This window comes from Massilia scottii, from assembly GCF_030846495.1.
GTDB classification, from domain to species: Bacteria; Pseudomonadota; Gammaproteobacteria; order Burkholderiales; family Burkholderiaceae_D; genus Telluria_A; species Telluria_A violaceinigra.
In genome coordinates this window covers 81,563-104,702 of the sequence record NZ_JAVCWM010000009.1, presented here as the reverse complement: position 1 = coordinate 104,702, position 23,140 = coordinate 81,563, and the positions used below count along the sequence as shown (strand labels likewise).

The window sequence follows — 23,140 nt, the reverse complement described above, 5'->3', positions numbered from 1 at the left end:
TTCTGACGAGTCCTTCTAAGGCGAACCAGGGCTAATTACCGCCTTCCAAGTTCGCCTGAGGCGCAAGCGGCGGGGTGGTAATTCAGGCGAGGAATTCCTCGCGGTCTTGCGCAGCCCCGTCGTCCCGCCAGTCGCGTGCGAGAACGGTGGCGACCTCGTAATCGTCGTGCTCCCGATTGCGATACATGTCGATACCAAGCGCCTTTGCCAACACCTGGCAGAAGGCGTGAAATGCGCGTACCAGCGATTCCGGCGCCGATGTGGGATACACCTCGAACATGACCAGCCGGTCGCGTTCATCGATTGCCACCAACTGGCGCGCCAATACCCTTCCGGCGGCGTCGCGCGCATAGATGACCTGCTTGTTTGCATCGAGCAGGCAGGCCACCGCGGAATAGTCGAAGTACCCGCCCAGCCCGAGGCAACTGCCCACGTAGGTTCCAAGCATCAGGGTTTCCAGAGGATCGGTTTCGATCGCCAGACGGATGCCGTGCGTGCCTTCGCCTGTAGGTGCCGGCGCTTTCCCGCACCACAGGTCGGCGTTGATGCGTGGATGGCGCGCGAACCAGGCGCGGTTGAGCGGATGGTCGAGATAGGCGTGCGTGCGACCCTGGCCGTGCTCCAGCAGGAAGCGCCGTAGTCCCTTGCGGTTGTCATCCACGCCAGCGAGCAGGCGCACAGCATGGCTTGCCGCGCTCGATTGCGCGCGAAGCTCGAATGGCATATCGATGCTGCGCCAGATATGCCATTCGAGCGCGGCCAACAAGACAGTTGGCAACCGCGCCAGGCTCACCCGGCAGTGACGCTCGATCTGCTTGTCCGTGAGCGCGGATTTACCTTCAAAGTGATCGCGCAGGCGGCGCGGTACGGGGCTGTTCAGCCCCGATTCGGTGCAAAGCAGGTACAGTTTGCGGCACGCTTCATAGGGCTCGGCATCGTCCCAACTGGTGGCAAACCACGGCACATGTGACGTCTCCGACAGAAACTGGCGGCGCCGTTCATATCGAAGGCATCCCAACAGCCGCGCGGTGCGCATCAACCGTGCCGGCGACGTGGAAAAAAGCCGCAGGGTAAAAGCCGGCCAGCATTGGGCGAGACTGAACAAGCCGTATCGGATCAACCTGGCATCGTTGTCGCGACGGCCAGTTCGTTCGATCAACAGCCACGTCCGCTCGTCGGTTGCGGCCAACTGCCGCCAGCCCTCGACCGGTAAGTTCCGCGCCATCGATGACAGCACGGCGTCGCCATCGGCCGTGGCTGAAAAGGGCGGGCGGCACAGCCGTTGCTGGAGCGGAAGCAGATACCGTACGCTCTCGCGCAGGCTGTCGACATCGTCCCAGCCGGATGCATGGCTGCGTAACATGCGCACGTACTTTACTTGCCACGGGCCTGATAGCGCAATGAGGCCACGGTGCCACTCGGGGAAAATCGCCGCATAGGCATGCCATCGCCTGGCGATTTTCTCTTCGTCTTCTTCATCCCATTGGATGTCTTTGAATATCGCCATCCACAGATCCGCAGCATCCGTGCCAAGCTGTTCCCAGCAAGTTTCGCGCAGCACGTGGTCGAAGCCGGGTAATTTGCCGCAGTTTTCCCAGGCGATCAATTCCCAGAACTGTCCGTCCGCACCTACCGCACGGCTCATGCGATCGATGTCCGCCATCGGAACATGCGCGCAATCCTTGTCGGTGAACAGGTAGGCACGCAGGGTGGATATCCGATCCGCATCCGTGCGCCGTTCGGCGAGGAGGCAGCCGCACAAGGTGTAGGCGGCACTGACCTGATGGCTCAGATTGGAGAGCAGGGCATTCACGTAGAGGTCGAAACGCTGTTCGTCCGCGCTTGCGGCGTCGAGTTCCATCAATTGGGTGAGGCTCAACGCCTCGCACGGCAGCAGGCAGGCGCGCTGCGCGAGCACGGCCCCGAGAAAGACGATCTGGCGCGCGGGTGGCAGATTCAGGGCCAGCGTGGCCCAATCGTGCGCACCTGGGTCGACCGCACACAAACGGGCAGGAAGCGCCAGCGCCATGCCTTGCTGCGGGCTGCCGAGGCCCCGCCATACATGGAGCCAGGCCAGCAGCGTGCGCGCTGGCTCCGTCCGCAACGACCACAGAAAGGCACGCCGGAATGCCTCGGGAAGCGCGGGCCACTGTGCCGGTTCGATGCCTGCGCCATGCGCGAGCAGTGCGCAGACCGTCGGGGTCCGATCCGGGCCGGAAAAATCCAATAATGGGTGGCCGTTCGCGTCAAGGCAAGGCAGGAGCGCAAAATCATGGCGCGCAAAGAAGCCGTCAAGCAGGCGCTCGTCGGACAGCCATGCGGATAGATCGAGGACGGGTACCGGCTGCTTCGGCGGCTGGTATTTGGTGCCACGAAAAGCGCGCGGATGCGCCGCGGTGGCCGGCGGTCGCGCTGCCGGCACCACGCGCTGCGGCATCGGCAATGGGGCATGGTCGCGTGTCTGCGTCAGCGTATGCCAGAACACGCGCCAGAACGCCGGCCATACCGGCGCAAGTTCGCGCGCCGCGCACAGGCTTTGCCAGTCCGCCAGCAAAGCATCGCGCTGCGGATAGAGCGCGAGCGGCAGATTGGCCAGCGGGATGCGGCTCAGTAGCGTGTCAATGCCGTCATCGGCCGTGTGACTGACCCATGCGGACAGACCGTCGCTACCGCGCAGCAGATGTATGAGGACGGCGGAGTTCATTGATTGACAGCCCATGGATAAATCCGGTCACGATCGGTGGACGTGGCCCGTGCCGGATGTTATCAGGCTATTCGCGCGGAAGTACACCGCCGATTCAATGGAAGTGCTTTTTCCGCAGTTGGCCGAGCCTGGCGAGATACTCCTGATCGGCCGCATTCGGATATTGGCGCTGTAGGGCCGACAGCTCGTCGGCGTAGGCGCTTCGCTGCGTCTGCTGTTGTTCGCTGCGCCGTTCCAGTTGAGCGATCTCCTGCGCCAGCTCGCGCGGGAAATGCCGCGCGAGCAAACGGTCCCGCAGTTGGTCTGCCGCCTGCGCATCGCTGGTGTCGAGACGGGCCAGGCCCAGTTCGATGCGGTATTGCCCCATCGGCCCTTCCGCCGCGCGAAGGTCGTCATAAAACGCCCCGTAATGCTGGCCGCGCAAATCTTCCACGCGCGCCAGGCGCGCCGCCAGCGACATTGCCGCCGCCTCGTCGGCGGCGAATTCGTTGACGGCGGCGGTAAAGCCGACCTGCGCCTTTTCGCGCCCGAACCACGCCTGCGCTTCCTCGCGTCCCATCGTCGCTTCGCGCAGCGCAGTCAAACGTTGCAAGCGCTGCGACAGTGGCGTGTCCATGGCCTGCACCAGGCGCGCTTGTGCTTCCTTCACGGCTGGCAGGCGCTCGATGGTGCGCGATGCGAGCGCCGCCGCGCGCGAGTTCGGCCAGGCGCCGATCGCATCGCGCAGCCAGCGTTGGCAATCGTCGATCCCGAGTGCGCCGCATTGCGCCTGGCCCGAGCGCCACCAGTCTTGCAAGCGTCCTTCGCGCAGCATCTGCGGGCCATTCGCTGCGAGCGTTGCAGCTACCGCCGCGCGCCGCTCCATGCCCGACGCGCGCGGAATGGCCCCGCCTGCGGCAGCGGCCGGCGCCGCAAACGTCACCGGCGCGGCCGGAGGCGGCGTGACCGTATCGGGCGCCGGCTCCGGCCCCGCGAAACAGGCATAGACGGCCAAAACAGCCGTGGCCGACGCGGCAATCAGGATGGCGGTGCGCATCCGGCTCAGAAGGCGAACAGGCCGGCCACCGGGAAGTGGTCCGACAAGTCATGCGCGTACCAGACTTCGTCGCGCAGGCTGCGCAGGACGCGTACGTTGTTCTCCTTGCGCACCGGCTGCCTGTTCTCGTTCGCCACCAGGATGTAGTCGAGGTATTCGGTGCTGCCGCCGGACACCACGCTGGTGGCGTTGACATTGACCGCCGCGTCGTACGTATAGGCGTAACCGGTGCTCGCCGGCGCCGATGCGCGCAGGATCGACTGCATGCGCGCGTAATCGTCCGGGAACTTGTACTTGTTGATATTCATGTCGCCGGCGATCAGCAGCGCGTCCGAGGCGGGAATCTTTTTGCTGTCGAGCATGGTGCGGATTTTTCCGAGGGCATCAAAACGCGCCTGGCGCGCTTCATCGCTATCGGTGGACGGTGCATGGGTATTGCTCAGGTGGTAGGCTTTGCCATTCTTGAGGATCTGGACATAATTGGCGCCCTTGTTGGCCAGGCAGTCCGAGCCGACGCAGCGGTCGAACACGATGGTATCGTCGGCCATGATCGGCCAGCGGCTGAGCACCATGGAGCCGCCGTTGAGCAAGATGTTTGAAGGAATATCGACCAGGCGCGACTGATAGGGGAAGGCGGCGCCGACCTTGGCGAGGAAGCGCGCGCGGCAGTCATTGTCGAAGATTTCCTGCAGCGCGACCACGTCGTAGCCGTCCAGGTTATTGGCGATCTCGTCGAGCCGCGCGCAAATGTTGTTGGCCACCACGGGCAATGCCCAGACGTTATAGCTCAGGACCTTCAACTCGTCGGCCCCGCTTGCCGGCTCGACCGTGTTCTTGTTGTGAACCACGTAGTGGACATCGTCGTAACCGCCGGTGAACTTGGCGCGGTAAGAGGCCACCGACGCCTTTTGCGCGAACATGGTGTCACGCTGATGGACGTTGCGGTCGCCGTACCATGGATCGTTGAAGCCGGCGCCGCGTGCTGAGTGCCACAGATTGCTCGAAACGAGCGTGCCGGTCAGCTTCTGGCGCAGCACCATACTGCTGTCGCCACTGCTCACGGTGGTGTCGAAATAGAACGTCTTGCCATTGGTGATGCCGACATTCCGGTTCATCCACATCACACGCCGGGTTGCATAGGCGGGAATCACGTTCGCTTCGCGTCCCCAGCTGCTACCCAGCGCAAGCTGGGCGTCGCCGCTTTGACTGACCTGGACCGTCACCGGGGCGGCGGTGGTGTTGGTGACATACACATATGTTTCGGCGTGCGCCGCGTTGCCAAACAGGGTGCCCAGGCACAGGCAGGATAGAACAAGACGTAAAACGTGCTGCATACTGATCTCCGGTGGTTGAAAATCCAGGTTCGATTGGCCAAAGCGAGGCAGGTGTGCCTAGTTGACCTGAAACGTGCGGCTGATGCCGCTCAGCGCGCGGATGCTGCCGTCCCAGCCGTTCTTGTAGTTGCCGTCATGCCGGATCCGGTATTGGCCGGTGGCGGCATCGGCGGGAATGTCCCACGAAATGGCGGCCTTGGAGCTGCCCCACACCGGATCGACCCGCACCCAGCGGTAGATGGTGTTCCAGTCGCTGTCGGTGGCTACGGTGCGCCAGGCGGCGCCGTCCCAGCGCTGCACTTCAAGGAAGGTGCCGTTCTGGCGCAAGTCGTTTTTCGGGTGTCCGGTCCAGAACTCGACATCGACCCGCTGGCCGCGCACGTAGCTGGCATTGGCCTGGCGTACCACGTCGCCAAAAGCCTTGAACAGCGGCGTGTTATCGAGCACCACGCCGGTCTGGAACGACAGCTGCTTGTCCGAGAGGTCGCGCGTGGGCGCGCTGGCATGGGCCGGCAAGCCTTGCCGCATCGCCGTGGCCAGCTCGTGGTAGCTTTGCTGGTAGGCGCCCAGTGTCCACTTGCCGAAGTGGGTGGAGGCGCCTTCGTAGTGCTGGGCGTCGTATTCCTCGGGCGTGGTGATGTAGCCGGAATACGCGTTGGCATAGCCGGCGATGACGACATGCCTGACGCTGTCGCCCAGCGCGGCCTGGACGGTCTCGCGGATGCGGCGGCCAGCCATGATGGTCAACTCGCCCGGCGCCGCCACGATCGCCAGCTGGCCGATGCGCACGATCGACACCGGCAGCACTTCCGGCGACCAGGGCACGGGCTGCTGCACGCCTGGCGAGAGCAGCACCGGCTTGACGCCATGGCAGTCGCGCACCCATTGCGGCGCGGGCGTGAGGATGCCGCCAAGCGCCTGGAAGAAGGGATTGCCGGCCAGGTCGCCTTCGTTGAATCCATCCAGGCCACGGCCATCTTCCGTGCCGGCCGCGAACGCGGTGCCCAGCGCCGCCGGACAGGTGCCGCGCGTGCGGCCGTCGGCGAAACTGGCGGCCACGCTGACGCGCGAAAAATCGATGAAGCGCTGGCGGTAGTCCAGCGTGCCGGCCAGCGGTTCGAGCGCACCGTTGTAGATCGCCAGTGCCTTCTGCAACTGGCGCTCGCCGATGATGCGCGTGTTGTCGAATTCATTGCGCGTGGGGCCGGTCCCGTCGAGGTTCAGGTTGGGCGTCATGTCGCCCGCGTTCGACTGCGCGAAGGCCGCCACGAAATCGCCGTCCGCGTTATAGCGCACCCCTTTGAGGTCATGTTCCCAGCGCCAGGCCGCATAGCCCTTGTTGTCGGGGCTGAGCAGGCGGTTGGTGGGGGCCATCGATACGCCGTGCGTGGCGAACCAGCTGATGACGCCCACATCATCGGCACCCTGTTTGAAGCGCAGCACCGTCATGTCCGGGTCGATCGGGCTGTTCCAGCGCTCACGTTCGGCCAGCGGATTGCGCTGGTAGGCGGGCAGCGAGCGGTTGTTGCTGGCGTCGGTCAGCTGGCCCTTGCCGATGGCGATGGAGCCCGGTTTCAAGTCGCGGTGCGCCTTGTCGATGGCGGCCACGATGCCGCTGACGATGGCGTCGAAGCTGCGTTTGTTGTAACCGTAGGTGGTGATGTTATACAGCGCGTAGTGGGAAAAGCCGCCGGACCCGGCGTGCGTATGGGTGGCCGTCAGGATCACGTTGTCGGCCCCATACAGGCTGCCGTACCTGGCCCGCAGCTGCCTGAGGACCGCCTGCTGCACGCCCTGGAACACCATGCCCAGGTCGTTGTTGACGAAGACCATGCGCTTGCCGCTGGCCTGGTCGGCCACGATAAAGGCGCGGGCGCGCTGGCGCATGTGGATGCCGGCGCTTACCTGGGAGAGCGAGGCATAGCCCATCATGCCCACTTCGGCGGCCTCGCCGGTGATGTCGGACATGCCGCGCCCGACCAGGTAAGGGTCGGCGCTGGCCGCGCCGCATGTCGCCGCCAGCGCCATGGCCAGGGTCAAGCGCCGGAAAGGAATGTTCGATGCCATCGTTGTCTCCTTTGTACTGGTTGGGATTGACCGTCAAAAACGCTTGGCCAGCGACAGGATCAGCGCCGTCCGATCCACCTTCCTCGTGCTTCCTGAACTATCGGGCAGCACCGCCAGTTCGCGGTTGCGCAGGACGGCGCCGGCCACCTCCGCGCCAAAATCGAGGCCCCAGCGCGTGTGCACGATGCCCAGCTTGTAGTCCACCAGGTCGGCATCGCGGAAGTGGCGCATCTTTTGAAACCCGATGTGCGCGACCAGCTTGTTCCTGCCATCGAGCTTGTGCTTGACGCCGATGTCGAGCAGCTGCGAGCCGCGCGAGTGCTTCAACCCACCGTCATAGCAGGCGATCGCCTTATCCGGGTCGCCGCCGGCCAGCACGGCCGGCAGATAGGTCGATCCGCAGATGGTGGCCGTGTTATTGCCGCGCAGCTCGTCGCTCAGGACATACAGATAGCGCGCCTCGATGGCGCCATAGGCAAATTCGAACACGCCGTAGCTGGTATCGAATTTGGTGTTGGTCACGCCGGTCGGTTCGCCCGTGGTCCAGTCGATGCCGGTCGGCGCGTCGTTGACCTTCGCACCCGGGAACCACTCCTGTGCCAGGCCCGCGCCGAAGTGCCAGCCGTCGGGATTGCCCCAGCGGTAGCCGAGCGCCCCGGTCACTTGCAAGCCGTTTGTGCCGGGGAAGATCTCCTTGCGGACCGTGCCCAGTTGCAGATAGCCGACCACGCCCGATTCGTGCACCGCTTCCATCGTCAACTCGGCGCCGGGGCGGTTGTAGGTATCGGATACGCCGCGGTTCTTGCGGTCGGTGAGCAGCTTCGCTTCGATGTCGAGCGCGTAGCTTTGGATCGCCGGTTCATCGGCATGGGCCTGCCCGCTGTGGATGGCGCCCGCCAGGGCGGCCAGCACGACAAATCTGTTCATGGCGTCTCCTTCGCCTTGCAGCCGGCCGGAATGCTGGCCACGCGGGTCATGATCTCGGTCTCGCCCAGCAGTTCGCTGCCGATGTAGGCGCGCACCAGCAGCGTATCGTTCCTGGTGCGCACGATGCCCTTGTAGTTTTTCCTGGTACGCGGGTCGTGCACCCAGCCGTTGCGCCAGGCGTCGTCCTGCCAGGTGCGCAGTTTGGCGATCATGACGCCGCATGCGTCGTCGGGCGTGCCGGCGTCCTTGTCCCAGACGATGGTGCCGCACAGCGCATCCTTCGGCTCCGCGCAAGCCTTGAACGCGATGACCGCGGCCTTGTCGGCGCTGAGCCACAGGCCCGGTACGGTGTCCGGCGCGGCCCATGCCGGCGCCAGCCAGGTACATGACAGCATCACCATCGCTATTGCTCGCATCTTGTCTCCTTGGTGTTATGGGGCCTTGTGCTTATGGCATGGGCGTCAGTACCGGCCATCGCTGCGTGATGCGGCCCGACTCCATCACGACGATGTCGCCGAATTGCTGGAGCACGGACTCGCTCTGGCGCGGCCGAAGGAAGATCACATCGTCCACGTGCAGTTGTTGTGCGCCGGAGCCGAGCAGGACCTGCTGGTTCGATGACGTTCCATACAGGCCGCTGGGCGCCATGCCGGGCGGCGAGACCGGGTCGGCCAGCCAGTTGCCGCCATAGATGAACCAGGCGCGCGACTGGTTCACGTCCCACGCGCGGGCGGCGGCGCCGATCCATTCGACCCCGTTGGGCATGTCGAATCGCGCCGGCGCCTTCAGGACCGGCGTGGCGATGAACGCGGCCGGCGCCAGGTCGCCCAGCAATTCGGTGTCGAAGTCGCCCGGCTTGACCAGGGCGGAGCCGAGCGCCACTTCGTTGGCCGTGCCCTTGCCGTCGTGAAGGCGGTAGGTCGGCGAACCGCCGGCGTTGAGGGTCAGGCCGGCCGGCGCCGCGCCGCCATGCAGCGCGCGCGCGGCCTGCGCCGCATAGTCGCGGTAAATGCCAAGCGCGTTGGCCAGGGAGCCCGCACGTACGCCCGGCAGATCGGGCAGCTTGGTGATGTGGGCGTCGTAACCCATCATGCCGGACCACTGCAGGCGCGGTTCCGACTTGACGATGTCGAGCATCTGCTGCAGCGCGGCCGCACTGGCAACGCCGCCGCGATGCAATCCGACGTCGATTTCGACATTCACGCGCAGCTGCAACTGGCGCTGGCGCGCCAGGTCGCGGTACTGTGCCATGCGCTGGGGACTGTCGACCAGCCATTGCAGCTGGCGCGCCGGATCGAAGCCGCCATTCTTGAAACGCTCGTAAAACTGGGCGGCGGCGGCCACCGGCAGCGGTTTGCCGAGCAGCAGATCGAGTGCCGGGCGCTGCGCGGCCAGCTGCTCCAGGTAGGCCAGGTTGAATACCATCAGGCGCTGCGTGCGCATGGCCGCGATCAAGTCGTCGAGCAAGGGCAGGCAGGGCAGGGATTTGGCCACCAGGCGCAGATCCATGCGTGCGCCGATATTGCGCATGACCTGGCCGGCATTGGCCAGCATGCGGTCGCGGTCGAGCACCATGGTCGGCGTGGCGATGCCGGCCGCGCGCAGTGCCGCGGCCATGTGCGCGAAGTAGGCGTCATGCGGGGCGCCATGCGCGCGCGGGCGCAATGCCAGCACGCCCGCGCCAGCCAGGCCGGAGCCGATGGCGGCCAGCGCCGTGCGGCGCTTCATGCCGGCACCCCGAACAGGGCGCGCAAGTGGGGATTGAGCATGCGCCCGTGCGGATCCATCTGCTGCCTGAGCGCCTGGAAGTCCTTCCAGCGCGGATACAGCGCGGCCAGTTCGGCGGAGCTGAAGTTGTGCAGCTTGCCCCAGTGCGGACGGCCTCCGTGTTTGCGAAACACCGGGCCGATCTCGGAGGTCAGGTAGTCGTAGGCTTCGCCGTGCGCCGCATGCACCGCGATCGAGCAGCTGTCGCGCTGGTAAAAGGGGCTGAGCCAGGCGTCGTCGCCTTTGACGAAGCGAAATTCAAGCGGGAAGAACACCTCGTTGCGCCGTTCGAGCGTGCGGATCACCTCGCGCACGCAGGCGATGCCCGCCTCGCGCGGGACGTGGCATTCGGTTTCGTTAAAGCGCGTCGGACGCACGTTCGAGAGCAGGCGAAACGAGCGGTTGGTGGCGTGTTCGGTCAGGTCCGCGTCGATCAGCCTGGCCGCACTCCAGCGCCGCAATTGGGGGAACTTGCCGAGCCAGTCGCGCAGCTGGCGCAGGTCGCGCAGCATCTCTTCGTCTTGCGACGGCGGCATCTGGATGTCGCTGCCGGCGTAGGCGTCGTGCGTGATGGCGGCGGCATAGCCGGTGAACGGCAGGTAGTAGAACTCGAAGTGGCGATGGGTACGCGCCAGCTCCGGCGCCAGCTGCAGCATCTCTTCGACCGGCTTTAGCCAGACCTTGCGGCGCAGGTTGTGCGCGGCCACCACGCGCATCGTGATCCGGGTGATGATGCCAAGGCTGCCCAGCGACACGCGCGCGGCCGCCATCTGGTCGGCGTGGCGCTCGTGCTGCCAGTCGATCACGTCGCCCTGCGGCGAGACGATGCGCATGGCGATGACGTCCGCGTGCAGCGCCGGCAGCGCGGCGCCGGTGCCGTGGGTAGCGGTGCTGATCGCGCCGGCCAGCGACTGCATGTCGATGTCGGGCAGGTTGCGCAGCGCCAGGCCGGCGCCGTCGAGCTGGCGCGACACCTGCGACAGCCGGGTGCCGCCATGCAGGGTGGCGCTCATGGCCGCCTTGTCGTGGGACTGCAGGCCAGCAAGGCGGTCGAGCGACAGGATCGTTCCGCCGGTCGGCACCAGGGGCGTGAACGAATGGCCGGCGCCGACGCAGCGCACAGCGCCGCCGGACGCGCGCAGCAGCGCGGCGATGGCAGCTTCGTCGGCCGGTGCGACCAGGGCGCGGGCCGTGCACTGCGCGCTGTCCGACCAGTTTTTCCAGGTGACGGTCGATGCGGTTGCCGCCGCCGCCGGGGTGGCGCGGCTGGCCAGCAGGCCGGCGGCCGCGGCCATCGCCCCGGTTTTCAGGAACAATCTGCGGCGCCGGGACAGGGGGCTCATGGTGCGGCTCCGGCGCTCATGAAGCTGGTCAGTGCGCGCAGGTCGTCGGGCGAGCAGTCGTTGCACTGGCCCCGAGCCGGCATCGCGTTGAGGCCCTCGGCGGCATGCCTGACCATCTGGTCCATGCCCTGCGCGAGACGGCGTTGCCAGTGCGGGGTGAAGCCGGTGAGCGGGGCGCCGCTGGCCGCGACGGCGTGGCAGGCCATGCACGAGCGTTCGTAGCGTTCGGCCAGTTGCGGGTCGCTCGGGCGTGCCGCCTGGGCCCGTTGCAGGTCGGCCGCGGCGGGCTCCCCGGTCGATGCCGAACAGCCACACAAGCCCATCGCGAAAACCGCCATGCCCAGTACCGTTCGCATCCGTTCACCTCGCAGCCGCATAGTTATCGGAACAATGTTCTGGATAATAACGACGTATCAAAAATAAAACAACGTTTTATTTTTCGCGCTGTTGCGGGCGTTTATTGGCGGAAACGGTGGAGGATTCCTGTCATCAATACATCGAGCAAGTCTTCAAGGTGCTGGTCGAACGCGGCGTGTTCGAACCACTGTTCGGTTTCGCCGAACACGAGCCGCAGCGAGGTCATGCCGTGGATACCTTCCCAGAAGATCTGGCCCATGGAATCGAGGCGGTCGGCGCGCACCTGGCCCGATGCGGCCAGGGCCGCGAACAGCTGGTGGCCGAAGGCGTATGGGTCCTGCGTCTGGTTGCCATGTTCGATCTTGGCGCTTTCGACCGGCGCATGGGGCCGGCGCTCCAGGAACACCAGGGCATACTGGTCGGGATGGAGCATGCCGAACCTGACATAGGCACGGCCGGCGCGCTTGATATTTTCAATCGGCGGCAGTGCCGGGTCGGTGGCGGCGCGCATGGCCTTGGCCAGGTTGAGCAGGTCGCTGTCCATGGCCTGGGTAATGAGCGTGGCCTTGTCCTCGAACAGCGCGTACACCACGGTGGTGGAAAACCCAGCTTCTTCGGCAACCTTGCGTAAGGTAATCGCGCGTGCACCGCCAGCCTTGATCAGCTTTCGGACCGCCTTGATGATGTCTTTACGGCGCTGTTCGGATTCCCTCAGCTTGCGATCCTGCACGCTGCTTGTTGCCTTCACCATGTGATTCAATCCTAAATAGATGCTTGGTTCGCGGCCCGAGCCTATCAGAAATCATGCGCGATGGGCGAGAATACGATTGCCGGCTTGCGCCGCCGCCCCTCTCCCTGATGCAGCCGGGCCGCAATGGCGCCCTCACGCCGGCCAGGCGATCGTGGGGCCGTTCTGGATCGAGCGGATCAGAATCGGCGCCACGTGCTGGATCTTGTTCCAGTCAAAATAATAGCGGTCCATGGTTGCTGGCGAGGCGATATGGCGTTTCACGCCCTGGTCGATCAGGTACACCGCCGCATCGCCCTGCGCCTGCGCCAGCACGGCGCCGTGGCTGAGCGGGGTTCCCGTATCGATATTATTCAGATGCGGGTCCTGTACGATGCCGCTCCAGTCGCGGAACAGGTTGTTGTACGTGGTCGGATCGGGAATATGCCGCTTCATGCCCTGATCGATGAGGTAGATTGCCGGTGCGCCGGGCAGCTGCATGCGCAGACCGTTGAGATCGTTTCTGATAGCCATGATGTTCCCCTGATGGGTTGCGCCGCAAGCGATACGCTCGATCCTTGCCACGCGCCGCGCCGTTGCGGCAAGACGGACAGCGCTGGCGGGCAAGGCATAGTCAGGCGCTATGCGGGCACGGGCAGCCTGCCTGGACGCCCGTGCCTGTCAGCGCACCTGCGCCTGTCCAGCCAGATTACAAGGCGGCGGCTCGTCAGCGGTTGTGTCCGCTCAAGCGCTTGCCTGACGCAGTACGGAGCCGCTTCGCACGCCGCGCGCCGTTTTACCGGCCCGTCCGTCCACCCTATACAACACTCGATCTTGTTTTTTGAATAAGCAAGAGGAAATGCTGCCAATGTCATTTTGTAAATCGTCACACCAGCGTAATGTTGACAGTTCACAATCTAAAAATTGTGTGACGCCATCTGATTATTCCAATCATCCATAGGAGACCTTCATGTTGAAACCTGTTGCGCGCTGTGTTGCGATTGCCTGTGCTTTTTCCGCCTTGCCTGCCGTTGCCGCTTGTCCCGATTACACCACCGCGGCCAATCCACCGGCTTTTTCCGGCCCCGCGAAGAAAACGTTCTCGAAATTCGGCAATACCATTCTGGCGGGTTTGTACAAGCCCTGGCATATGGCGCATGACACCATCGTCAAGGCAGGTTCGCAAGCAACAATCACGGGCAAGTTCGACTACGACGCCTTGCTGCACAAGGACCTGGAAGGCGAGCGCGTGCACGCGTATCTGTACGGGACCGGCATGTCGCAATGGCAGTACGTCGGCAATTACGTGACCGACAGCGACGGCAAGATCAACGTGCCGCTGGGCGTGCGGCCGGTGGGCGACTATGTCGTGCGCTTCGTCGTGGAAGGCGATCTGAGTTCGACTACCGGCTACCTGAGCGTGGTCGATCCGGGCCGTGATGCGGTGCTGTTCGACATCGACGGCACCCTGACCATCAATGACTTCGAAGCCTATGCCGATTATGTCGGCGTCAAGACCGCCACGCCGTATTACTACGCGCCGCAAGTGGTCAACGCTTACCGGGACAAGGGTTACCAGGTGATCTTCCTGACCGCGCGGCCGTACTGGGTCACCAAGGATGGCCTGGAGTGGCTCGATATCCAGAAGGTCGGGCGCTGGCACTACCACTCCAATCCGTACGGCGACGGCCCGATTCCGCCCGATACCCAGAAATTCAAAACCGATTACGTGCGCCATTTGCGCGATGTGGTGGGCCTGAACATCGTGCGTGCGTACGGCAATGCCACCACCGATATCGCGGCCTACGCCGACGGCGGCATCGCCAAGGCGAATACCTACATCATCGGGCCCAATGCCGGCGCATCGGGCACCCAGGCGATTCGCGGCGAGTATGGTTCGCACCACTCGTTTGTGGTGACGCCGACGCCGGAGGCGCGTTGCCGCCGCGGATGAGGCCCGGGCGCTGAGCGCCGGCGCGCCGGTGCCGGCCTGGCCGGCGGGTTTTTGGAGGGCATCCTCTAATCATGTTATTGATCTTGCCGTCTTAACATAGAATGGTTTTTTAATAGCCGGCGCCGCGCCATGCCTGCGCTCGCGCCGGCGATGGATGCAGATTCTGGAGTCAAAGTGTCATGCTGGTACGCGATCAAGAGATCTTCAGCGAGTTTGGAGAAGTGGTTGAATTCCAGTCCGCTCAACACCGCGATGATGTGGAGCTGTTTCGGGCGCAGATCGTGCGCAAGGTGTTTTCTCCCCATGTGCATGACGGGTATGTGATCGGCGTTGTCGAAAGGGGCGTGGAGCGGTTTCACTGGCGCGGCGCGGAGCGTTATGCGACCAGCACCGACCTGGTATTCATCAATCCCGACCAGGTGCACACCGGCGAGGCGGCCGAACGCAGCGGTGTCATTTACCGGAATATTTTCGTTGCCACCGATGCCATGAAACAGATCGTCGGTTGCACCGTGTATTTTCCGGACCCCGTGGTCAGCGATCCCGTGCTCGGCCAGCGCCTCAAGCTGGCGCTCGACACCCTGGCCATGGCGACCGAACCGCTGGCCTACGACAGCATCATGGAAGCCCTGATTTTCGATATCGCGGCGCGTCATGGGCGCGGTTTTCAAGACAACACGCCCGATCTGATGCACGGCTTTCCGGGCATGTCGCGCATGATCGAGTATATCGACGCCAATATCGGCAATACGCTGCGGGTCGAAGAGCTGGCCGATATCGCGAACCTGAGCCGCTTTCATTTCATCCGGCGCTTTCGCAAGATGACCGGGGTGACGCCGATCGCCTTTGTCCAGGCACGCCGCACCTCGATGGCCAAGACCCTGTTGCGCAAGGGCGGCAACCCATCGTCGATCGCGCTGATCACCGGTTTCGCCGATCAAAGCCATTTGACGCGCTGGCTCAAGGCCTGTTACGGGGTGACGCCCCGGGTGTACAAGGGCAAGCGATAAGCGCCTGTCCCGGCAACCCGGGGACGCCGGTATTTACAGAGACATGCTCATGGACGCATCGGCATGCGCATGCACACGCTCCGGCGGCTGCGCGCGCCGCGGCGGCGCCAGGAACATCTTGCGGGCCTGTTCCAGGATGGCGCTGTCGGCGCGCGCGCTGGGCCGCCTGCGTGTCGCCGGCAGCGCCGATGGTGTCATATACGCGAGGTAAGGCTTGCCCGCGTTCCAGAATACCAGGCCGCTGCCGCCCTGCGGAATCGCGCCGACGTAATCGGTCAGGATCACCATCCGGTCGTCGATAGCGTAGACCAGGGGCGGCGTGGAGAGTTCGGGTGTGGAGGGAATCATAGGGAAATGATATTGCTGGCTGCGAATAAGATCAGGACAAGGCCCAGGAACAGGTCGATCGAGCTGTTGAATTTCAGGTAAATGCGGCGGATCGCATCCTGGCCGAACACAAAGGCGACAAACGAATACCACAGGATTTCGAAGGTGCTGCAGATGGCGATGATCGTTACCTTGTCCATCGTCGTCGAGGAATGCGCCAGGAACGATGAAAAAATACTGATCATGAACGCGATCGTTTTCATGTTCGTGATATTGGTGATGAAGCCCATCTTGAAGCTTTTGAAGAAGGTGTGCGACGGCTCGGCGGCCGGCGCGCCATCGAGCGGCGCCGCCGCGGCGTTGTCGCGTTGCTGCTTCTTGCTGTGCAAGGCGCTTTTGATGAGCAGATAAGCGATATACAGCAGGTACAGCGCGCCCAGGATGCCGGCGATCTTGTTCATGGCCGGGAACTGGTTCAACAGCAGCGCCAGGCCCAGTATCGACGAGGTCGAAAAAATCAGGCCGACGCACCAGATGCCGAGGGAAGCGCCGATGCCGGCGGAAATCGAGTTGGACGCGGCAAACCGGCTCACCAGGATGAAATTGGGGCCGGGACTGATCACGGCCATGATGTAGACAAGTGCGGGTGAAAACACGGTGCATCTCCCATTGGATGGGCCGCGCGCAGGGATTGCACGCGCGCCCATATGAATCACATTGCAGGAATCGTGTTCCCGATTACGCCTCGACGGCGGCCAGGCGTTCCACCTGCGCGCCGGCCGGGTGCGCCGGCGCGGCGGCACGCGCCGGGCGCGGCGCCAGCAGGCTGTCGGCGATGACCTTGGCGCGCAGCGAAACCAGGCTGAACGAGCCCGCATCGCCCAGTCCATGCGACGACTCGCACAGGCCGTTGAGGAACAGGCGCGGGGCGGCCGGGTTTTTCAGGCGCACGCTGTAGTCCCGTTCGACGGCGACGACCCCGTTATCGTCCAGCGGAAGCTGATCGGCAACGGTAGCCAGCAGGCGCGGATACGGTTCGCCGCGCGGCGCCGCCGAAAAATCGAGGAAGCCCGTTGCCAGCACCAGTGCGTCCAGTTCCAGCGACGAGGTTTCACCGGTATTGACCTCGCGCAGCGCCATTGTCACGCCGCCGCTGTCCAGGCTGGCGGCGCTGTCGATCGCCTGGTTGGTCAGCAGATGGAAGCGGTTTTTGCCGTGCAGCTTTTCCTCGTAAATGCGCACGTACAGCTGGTGAATCACGTCGCCATCGGCCGAGGAATAGTTGGTGCCGCGCAGCTGGTTGCTCAGATGGGTCTTGGCGGCCGGCTTGAGGCCATAGAAGTAATCGATAAATTCCGGGAAGTAGACGCGGTCGCTGAACGGACTGGTGTCCTTCAGGCGGAAGCCGAAACCGCGCTGCAGCGAATAGATTTGCTTGTCCGGAAAGCGGTCCATCAAATCGAGCAGCAATTCGACCGCGCTTTGACTGGCGCCCAGCACGCCGATCTTGTCGCAGCTTGGGGGCAGGGCGGCAATGTGGCTCAGGTATTTGGTCAGGTGGAAGACGTTCTTGCCTTGCAGGGGCGCCAGCAGGTCCGGAATGTTCGATGCCCTGCCGGTGCCGACAATCACCGAACGCGCCAGCAGGCGTTCGCCGCCGTGGCAAATCACTTCCCATACCTGCTCGCCGTCGATGTCGGTCATGCTCATCGACTGGACCCGGGTATTGTATTGAACGATGGCGGCGAAACTGGCCGATACCCATTCGATATAATTCGCGAATTCCTTGCGCAGGGGATATTCCAGTCCCAGGTTCAGGTATTCAAGCAGGCGCTCGTTTTCTTTTAAATAATTAATAAACGTGTAGTGGCTTTTCGGATTGCGCAAGGTCACCAGGTCGCGGATCGGGTTATTCTGGATATCCGATCCGCGCAGCAGCATGTCCTTTTGCCAAACGGCGCTTTCCTGGGCTTCGATAAAACGGACATTGGCCAGTGAAGCTTCTTCTTCGAGGCAAATGGCGAGCGCCAGGTTCGACGGTCCAAAACCAATTCCCAACAGATTATAAATATGCGATGCCATGGTTTCTACTTTGCGGTGGGTACGACGTTGATCTGCTCATCCGGGGTGGTGGCCGCCGCATGCAAGGGATAGTGATAGTAGTAATAGCCGCGATTGCGGATGAAACCGAACCGCTCGTACAGGGCGCAGGCGCGCAGGTTATCCACCGCGCCTTCGATGAACAGTTGCTTGGCGCCAGCCTGATGGGCGAAATTGGCCGCGCCCTGGAGCAGGTTTTCGCCGATGCCCAGGCTGCGAAACGCCTGTTTCACATACAGATCGTTGAGGATCCACAGGCGCTGCATGGTCACGCTGGAAAAGCTGGGGAACAGCTGGGTAAAACCGGCGATTTCATCCCCGACCACGGCCACGATGACCTGGGATTCGCCCAGGAACACCCGTTCGCGCAGGAAGTGCAGGGAGCCCACGTAGTTCGGCTCTTCGTTGTAGAACTGGCGGTAGGAATCGAACAGGGCGGCAACTTCCTCCATGTCGTCCAGCGTCGCATAGCGGATCACCGCTTCGGCTTGGGCCGTCATGCTGCCTTCTCCTCGGAATAGCGGGCAATCCCGATCACTTGCTCGAACGCGGCCGCGAGCATATCGAGCCCTTGCACCAGCACCTCGTACTCGATCGTCAGGGCCGGCAGCAGTTTGACGACCTGGCCGTGGACGCCGCAGGTTTCGACGATCAGCCCGGCGCGGAAGGCCGCCTGCGAAATGTTTGATGCCACTTCGCCGCTGCCCACGTCGATGCCGCACATGAAGCCGCGGCCGAGGAAGCGGGCTTCGGGAATGTATTCGCTGCTGCGTTCGGCAAGCGCTTTGAGCCGGCTGTGCAGATAAACGATTTTCTGCTGCAGCTCGCGTTCGAAGGCGGGCGCGCTCCAGAAGGTATCGATGGCAGCCTTGGCCGTCACGAAGGCCAGGTTATTGCCCCGGAAGGTGCCGTTGTGTTCGCCCGGTTCCCACACGTCGTGATCCGGGTTGATCAGGTTCATCGAGAACGGCAAACCGTAACCGCTCAGCGATTTCGACAGGCACACGATATCGGGCGTCACGCCCATGCCCTCGAAACTGAAAAAGCGCCCGCTACGGCCGCAGCCGGACTGGATATCGTCGATGATCAGCAAGGCGCCATGCTCGTGCGCCAGGGCTTGCAAGCGTTGCAGCCAGCGTGCGCTGACGCAGCGCAGTCCGCCTTCGCCCTGAATGGTTTCAACCAAGAATGCGGCTGGCGCTTCCACGCCGCTGCCGGGCTGCAGCATCCGCGCGATCAGGTCGATCGAATCGACCTGCTCACCCAGATAGCCTTCATACGGCATGAACGTCACGCCGCCGAGCGCCACGCCGGCACCCTGGCGCTTTTTCGGGTTGCTGGTCGCGGCGAGCGAGCCCAGGCTCATGCCGTGAAAGGCGTTGGAAAACGCGATGACGTTGCTGCGTTTGGTGACCTTGCGCGCCAGTTTCAGCGCCGCCTCGACGGCATTGGTCCCGGTCGGGCCGGTGAACTGGACCTTGTACTTCATCCCGCGGCGGTGCAGGATCTGCTCCTGGAAGGTCTGGATGAAGTCTTCCTTGGCTTCCGTATAAAAGTCCAGGCTGTGCGTGATGCCATCGTTGTCGAGATACGCCTTGAGCTTTTCCTTGAGCGGCTCGCAGTTATGGCCGTAATTGAGCGCGCCGGCGCCGGCGAAAAAATCCACATACACCTGCTGGTCGACACTGTGGATCTTCGAGCCCTTGGCGTGGCGGATTTTTACGGGAAAGTCGCGGCAGTAGGAACGGACCTTCGATTCATGCACTTCGAATGTGCTGAACGCTTCATTGATGGATACGAGATTGTTTGGCATTGGAACACGATCGTCCGGTTGTTGGGGTCCGGAGAGAATATGAAATTCAATGCCTCATTTATAGAATGAAATTGCTCTTTTCAGGATTGTCATGCATGCCGCATGTATTTCGGTGTTTTTTATCCGGCATCTCGGACTTATATAATATTGGTAAATAACGATATATTAAAAGCGATGCGCTTCATAATGCTGCGGCGCCGGCTTGCCGCATGCTTTCTGAATAAAATCTTTCGCAACCGGCTAAATGTCGGCGCCGTCATCGCCATGCGGTTGATGATGCGGCGCGGTTGGCTGGCTGATCCGGCCGGCGCGCTCACGGCGTATCATTGGCCAGTCAGGCATGCCGGGGGACGTGGTAGGGGGGACGTGGTATGTTTACCGGGCCGCAACGCTTGCGGCCGGGCGCGCGGCGCCCCTACGTGAAAGGAGTCCATGGTGCATGAATTCGTCGTTTCCGCCTTGCGCAGGTTTCCGTCCGAGCTGGCCGCGCTGTACGCGACCATTCCGAGCGCATATGCCGCCTGGGCGCCGCCGTCGTGGGAAGGGATACCGAGCGAGCGGTTCACGCCGATCGAACAGATCTGCCATGTCCGCGACATCGAAATCGATGGCTATCAGCTGCGCCTGCGGCGCCTGCTCGAGGAAGACAATCCGCTGCTGGTATCGATCGACAGCGAGCGCGTGGCGCGTGAGCGCGGCTACCCCGACGCATCGGTGGAACAGGTCTTCGAGGCGTTCCGCGAGGCCAGGGAGCGGACGGCGCAGACCATCGCCGGGCTGACCGAGAGCCAGTGGCAGCGGCGTGGCGTGTTCGAGGGTTACGGCCCGGTAACGGTCAAGGGCCTGGTGCATTACCTGTGCAGCCACGATCAACAGCATCTGGCCGGGCTGCACTGGCTGCTGGGGCAAATGGCGTCGGGCGCGGCGCCAGCCGGACGTTAATCGAGGTCGCCCTCGGCCGGCGGATTCTTTTTCCCCGTGATCATCGCGCCGACCAGGTTTTCGCGGTGCTGCCAGCTGGTCAGCAGCACGCCGCCCACGTGCAGCGTCACCAGCGCGACCAGCAGCCAGGCGAGCGCCGCGTGCACCCGCACCGGCCAGGCATAGCCCCACAGCAGGTCAGTGCCCAGCGCCCATCCGCTCACGGCCAGCAGGGCGACGCAGGCCAGCAGGGCCACGACCATCCAGCCGCCCAGCGGATTGTGGCCGATATGGCGCGCGGCGCGGCCCCTGGCCACCGCGCGCAGGTATTGCACGGTGGGCGCCGGCGGGCGCACGAACCGCGCAAAGCGCGCATAGCGGTTGCCGGCGAAGCCCCAGGCCAGGCGCGCCAGGACGATCGCCGCCGCGCCATAACCGATGTATTCGTGCGCCACGCCGACCTGGTCGCTGGTCACCCAGGCCGCCGCCATGGCCGCCACGAGCGACCAGTGCAGCAGGCGCACCGGCGCATCCCAGACTGTCAGCTTGCCCGGTTCCAGCGTGGGTGCGCCGCGCTTATTTTTCTTCAACGCGCGCGAACGTCACCGGGTCGAAGAAGGCTTCGATGCGCTTGCCCTGCGGGTCCTTGGCATACACTTCGTAGCAGCTCGGGGTCGCTTCCATGCGGCGCACGACCCAGCCTTCCCTGGTCAGTTTTTCGTGCAGTTCGGTGTGCGGCTTCCATTCCGATTTCGGGCGCGTGGTGCATTTCACGTCACCGTGGGCCCAGGCGCCGTTGACGGCGAAGACGAGGGCGAGCGGGGCCAGTTTGGCGAAGGTCGAGGTCATTGTGTTTCCTTATCTATTTGAAAATCAGGTCGCTGCCCAACGGCGCAGCAGATTATGGTAAATCCCGGTCAGCTTGAGCAGATTGCGGTCGTCCGCCGCCAGGCCGGGCGTCAGGTTCTGGATCGTCTGGTCCAGGTCGAACAGCAAGGTGCGCTCGGCATCGTCGCCCACCAGGCTTTCTATCCAAAAAAACGAGGCGACCCGCGCCCCGCGCGTGACCGGCGTGACGCGGTGCAGGCTCGAGGCAGGGTACAGCACCATGTCGCCCGCGCCCAGCTTGACGGTCTGGACGCCGAATTCGGTGTCGATTTCCAGTTCGCCGCCGTCGTACTCGTCCGGCTCGGACAGGAACAGGGTGGCGGCCAGGTCGCTGCGCAGGCTCAGGTGCGTGTTCGGAATCTGCATCACTGCGCTATCAACGTGCGTGCCATAGGTTTCGCCGACAGCGTAGCGATTAAATTTGGGCGGATAAATCTTTCGCGGCAGGGCGGCGGCGATGAACAGCGGCGTGTTGCCGAGCGTGCGCAGGATGTGCTTGCCCAGGCTGATCGCCACTTCGGCGCTGTCGTCGATCTGGGCATTGTTCTTGGCCGAGCGCGCCAGGGTGCCGGCCGTGGCCGCGCCATCCTGCCATGCGGCCTGGTCGAGGTAGGCGCGAAATTGCCGCACCTCGTCCTTGCTCAATACGGCGTCGAGGATGGTCAGCATGGCGCGTCCTGGCGCCGCAGCACGGCGCCGCTGCCGATTTCGCCCACCGTGGCGCAGCCGGCCAGCGCCATGCACACTTCGAGTTCCTCGCGCAGCAGCTTGACCATGTGCGCCACGCCGAGCGCGCCGGCCACGCTGAGCGCGTACATCTGCAGGCGCCCGATCAGCACCGCGTCGGCGCCCAGCGCCAGCGCCTTGAAGATATCGGTGCCGGAGCGGATGCCGCCGTCGAACAGCAGCGGGAAACCGGGACCGGTGGCGGCGCGGATGGCCGGCAGCACGTCCAGGCTGGCCGGCGCGCCGTCGAGGGTGCGCCCGCCATGGTTCGACACCACCACGCCGGCCACCCCGATGGCGCGCAGGGCCACCGCGTCGTCGGGGTGCAGCACGCCCTTGACCAGCACCGGCAGGGTGGTCTGGCCGATCAGCCAGCGCAGGTCGTCCCAGGTCGGGGCGGTGCCCATGATGCCCTGGAAGATGCGGCTGTGCTGGGGTGCCAGCGGCGGCGTGTCGGCCGGCGCGTAGCCGCGCAGGTTGGCCGCCACGCAGTCGGCCGGCATGCGAAAGCCGGCGCGCAGGGCGCGGTTGCTGGGCACCTGGATCGGGGCGTCGAGCGTGACCACGATGGCGCTGTAGCCGGCCTTGACGGCGCGCGCCAGCAAGTCTTGCGTGTCGTCGCGGCGCAGCTGGAAGTACAGCTGGAACCAGCGCTGCGGACCGGCGCCGCGCGCCACGTCTTCCAGGCTGCAGGACGACAAGGTGCTGCTGACCAGGCAACTGTCGACCGCATGGGCCGCGCGCGCGCTTTGCAGCTCGCCGGCGCCGTGCGCCAGGTTCTGGAACGCGACCGGCGCCAGGAACACCGGATGGGCGAATTGCTGGCCGGCGACGTTGATGCGGGTGTGGCCGGCGCTGACGTCGCGCAGCAGGCGCGGATAGATGTCCCAGCGCGCGAACGCGGCCAGGTTGGCGGCCACCGTCAGGTCGCGCCCGCTGCCGCCGGCAACGTAATCGTAGCTGGGCGGCGCCATGAAGCGCTGGGCCAGCAATTCGTAGTCGGCGGCGCAGCCGATTTCGGCGGGGATCTTGCCAAGAGGCGGCTGGGCGCCAGGGAGTGGTGTGGTCATCATTAAATGAAAAATGCCGGGGGTTACCCGGCATTGTATCGAAGTTGCTGACTGCTTAAGAGACTAGAC

Annotated in this window: 24 protein-coding genes; 3 read left to right on the top strand and 21 right to left on the bottom strand. The window is 64.0% G+C overall.

Features of this window, described 5'->3' with window-relative positions; genetic code table 11:
* Positions 1-82: 82 nt before the first annotated feature.
* The 11 genes from RBA41_RS14645 to RBA41_RS14595 form a co-directional block, all read right to left on the bottom strand.
* Complete coding sequence (locus RBA41_RS14645; protein ID WP_306624777.1) at positions 83-2,704, bottom strand: hypothetical protein; 2,622 nt, start codon at positions 2,702-2,704, stop codon at positions 83-85.
* Between the two features lie 94 nt (positions 2,705-2,798).
* Positions 2,799-3,740, bottom strand: coding sequence for a lipase secretion chaperone (locus RBA41_RS14640; protein WP_306624776.1), 942 nt, complete (start codon positions 3,738-3,740; stop codon positions 2,799-2,801).
* A 5-nt stretch (positions 3,741-3,745) separates the two neighbouring features.
* The gene (locus RBA41_RS14635; RefSeq protein ID WP_306624774.1) at positions 3,746-5,074 is read right to left on the bottom strand and encodes a sphingomyelin phosphodiesterase; all 1,329 of its coding nucleotides are present in this window, start codon (positions 5,072-5,074) and stop codon (positions 3,746-3,748) included.
* A 57-nt stretch (positions 5,075-5,131) separates the two neighbouring features.
* Positions 5,132-7,141, bottom strand: a complete 2,010-nt coding sequence (locus RBA41_RS14630) for a neutral/alkaline ceramidase (RefSeq protein WP_306624773.1) — start codon at positions 7,139-7,141, stop codon at positions 5,132-5,134.
* A 33-nt stretch (positions 7,142-7,174) separates the two neighbouring features.
* On the bottom strand, positions 7,175-8,068 hold the full coding sequence (locus RBA41_RS14625; protein WP_306624771.1) for a TorF family putative porin: 894 nt from the start codon (positions 8,066-8,068) through the stop codon (positions 7,175-7,177).
* Positions 8,065-8,484 (bottom strand): DUF2147 domain-containing protein, encoded by a 420-nt coding sequence (locus tag RBA41_RS14620; protein ID WP_306624769.1) that lies wholly within the window; start codon positions 8,482-8,484, stop codon positions 8,065-8,067. Before RBA41_RS14620 ends, RBA41_RS14625 begins: the two co-directional genes overlap by 4 nt.
* A 31-nt stretch (positions 8,485-8,515) precedes the next feature.
* The gene (locus RBA41_RS14615) at positions 8,516-9,796 is read right to left on the bottom strand and encodes an alanine racemase (RefSeq protein WP_306624768.1); all 1,281 of its coding nucleotides are present in this window, start codon (positions 9,794-9,796) and stop codon (positions 8,516-8,518) included.
* A complete protein-coding gene (locus RBA41_RS14610; protein WP_306624767.1) occupies positions 9,793-11,178 on the bottom strand; it encodes a D-arabinono-1,4-lactone oxidase in 1,386 nt (461 codons plus the stop codon). The genes RBA41_RS14615 and RBA41_RS14610 overlap by 4 nt, the downstream gene beginning before the upstream one ends.
* Positions 11,175-11,534 (bottom strand): c-type cytochrome, encoded by a 360-nt coding sequence (locus tag RBA41_RS14605; protein WP_306624766.1) that lies wholly within the window; start codon positions 11,532-11,534, stop codon positions 11,175-11,177. The genes RBA41_RS14610 and RBA41_RS14605 overlap by 4 nt, the downstream gene beginning before the upstream one ends.
* 101 nt (positions 11,535-11,635) lie before the next feature.
* A complete protein-coding gene (locus tag RBA41_RS14600; RefSeq protein WP_306624765.1) occupies positions 11,636-12,286 on the bottom strand; it encodes a TetR/AcrR family transcriptional regulator in 651 nt (216 codons plus the stop codon).
* 132 nt (positions 12,287-12,418) lie between these two features.
* Positions 12,419-12,796 (bottom strand): hypothetical protein, encoded by a 378-nt coding sequence (locus RBA41_RS14595; RefSeq protein WP_306624764.1) that lies wholly within the window; start codon positions 12,794-12,796, stop codon positions 12,419-12,421.
* A 436-nt stretch (positions 12,797-13,232) separates the two neighbouring features.
* On the opposite strand from RBA41_RS14595, the gene RBA41_RS14590 reads away from it, so the two are divergent.
* On the top strand, positions 13,233-14,216 hold the full coding sequence (locus RBA41_RS14590) for a lipin/Ned1/Smp2 family protein (protein ID WP_306624762.1): 984 nt from the start codon (positions 13,233-13,235) through the stop codon (positions 14,214-14,216).
* 179 nt (positions 14,217-14,395) lie between these two features.
* Complete coding sequence (locus RBA41_RS14585; protein WP_306624760.1) at positions 14,396-15,226, top strand: AraC family transcriptional regulator; 831 nt, start codon at positions 14,396-14,398, stop codon at positions 15,224-15,226.
* Positions 15,227-15,259: 33 nt separating this feature from the next.
* Here the strand turns inward: RBA41_RS14585 and RBA41_RS14580 are convergent, their stop codons facing one another.
* The 6 genes from RBA41_RS14580 to RBA41_RS14555 all read right to left on the bottom strand — a co-directional run bounded on the left by RBA41_RS14580 (position 15,260) and on the right by RBA41_RS14555 (position 19,783).
* Complete coding sequence (locus RBA41_RS14580) at positions 15,260-15,574, bottom strand: hypothetical protein (protein WP_306624758.1); 315 nt, start codon at positions 15,572-15,574, stop codon at positions 15,260-15,262.
* A complete protein-coding gene (locus tag RBA41_RS14575) occupies positions 15,571-16,209 on the bottom strand; it encodes a LysE family transporter (protein WP_306624756.1) in 639 nt (212 codons plus the stop codon). The genes RBA41_RS14580 and RBA41_RS14575 overlap by 4 nt, the downstream gene beginning before the upstream one ends.
* Positions 16,210-16,291: 82 nt before the next feature.
* The gene (locus tag RBA41_RS14570) at positions 16,292-17,635 is read right to left on the bottom strand and encodes a SidA/IucD/PvdA family monooxygenase (RefSeq protein ID WP_306624753.1); all 1,344 of its coding nucleotides are present in this window, start codon (positions 17,633-17,635) and stop codon (positions 16,292-16,294) included.
* Between the two features lie 5 nt (positions 17,636-17,640).
* Complete coding sequence (locus tag RBA41_RS14565) at positions 17,641-18,153, bottom strand: GNAT family N-acetyltransferase (RefSeq protein WP_099873985.1); 513 nt, start codon at positions 18,151-18,153, stop codon at positions 17,641-17,643.
* Positions 18,150-19,466: a diaminobutyrate--2-oxoglutarate transaminase gene (gene ectB, locus RBA41_RS14560; RefSeq protein ID WP_306624750.1), complete on the bottom strand. Its 1,317-nt coding sequence runs from the start codon at positions 19,464-19,466 to the stop codon at positions 18,150-18,152. The genes RBA41_RS14565 and ectB overlap by 4 nt, the downstream gene beginning before the upstream one ends.
* Positions 19,467-19,603: 137 nt before the next feature.
* Positions 19,604-19,783, bottom strand: coding sequence for a hypothetical protein (locus RBA41_RS14555; protein ID WP_306624749.1), 180 nt, complete (start codon positions 19,781-19,783; stop codon positions 19,604-19,606).
* Between the two features lie 118 nt (positions 19,784-19,901).
* Here RBA41_RS14555 and RBA41_RS14550 point away from each other — a divergent pair, with 118 nt between their 5' ends.
* Entirely contained in the window at positions 19,902-20,408 is a 507-nt protein-coding gene (locus RBA41_RS14550) for a DinB family protein (RefSeq protein ID WP_306624954.1), read from the top strand.
* On the opposite strand, the gene RBA41_RS14545 is transcribed toward RBA41_RS14550, so the two are convergent.
* Genes RBA41_RS14545 through RBA41_RS14530 form a run of 4 tightly spaced genes read right to left on the bottom strand, consistent with a single transcriptional unit; the run spans position 20,405 to position 23,071 of the window.
* Positions 20,405-20,977, bottom strand: coding sequence for a cytochrome b/b6 domain-containing protein (locus RBA41_RS14545; protein ID WP_306624747.1), 573 nt, complete (start codon positions 20,975-20,977; stop codon positions 20,405-20,407). The two genes, RBA41_RS14550 and RBA41_RS14545, sit on opposite strands and share 4 nt — an antisense overlap.
* Positions 20,964-21,236: a PepSY domain-containing protein gene (locus RBA41_RS14540; protein ID WP_306624745.1), complete on the bottom strand. Its 273-nt coding sequence runs from the start codon at positions 21,234-21,236 to the stop codon at positions 20,964-20,966. The genes RBA41_RS14545 and RBA41_RS14540 overlap by 14 nt, the downstream gene beginning before the upstream one ends.
* Positions 21,237-21,260: 24 nt before the next feature.
* Positions 21,261-21,944 (bottom strand): Fe2+-dependent dioxygenase, encoded by a 684-nt coding sequence (locus tag RBA41_RS14535; RefSeq protein WP_306624743.1) that lies wholly within the window; start codon positions 21,942-21,944, stop codon positions 21,261-21,263.
* Positions 21,938-23,071 carry an alpha-hydroxy acid oxidase gene (locus tag RBA41_RS14530; protein ID WP_306624741.1) on the bottom strand — a complete coding sequence of 378 codons (1,134 nt, stop codon included), beginning with the start codon at positions 23,069-23,071 and terminating at the stop codon, positions 21,938-21,940. Before RBA41_RS14530 ends, RBA41_RS14535 begins: the two co-directional genes overlap by 7 nt.
* Between the last annotated feature and the right edge of the window lie 69 nt (positions 23,072-23,140).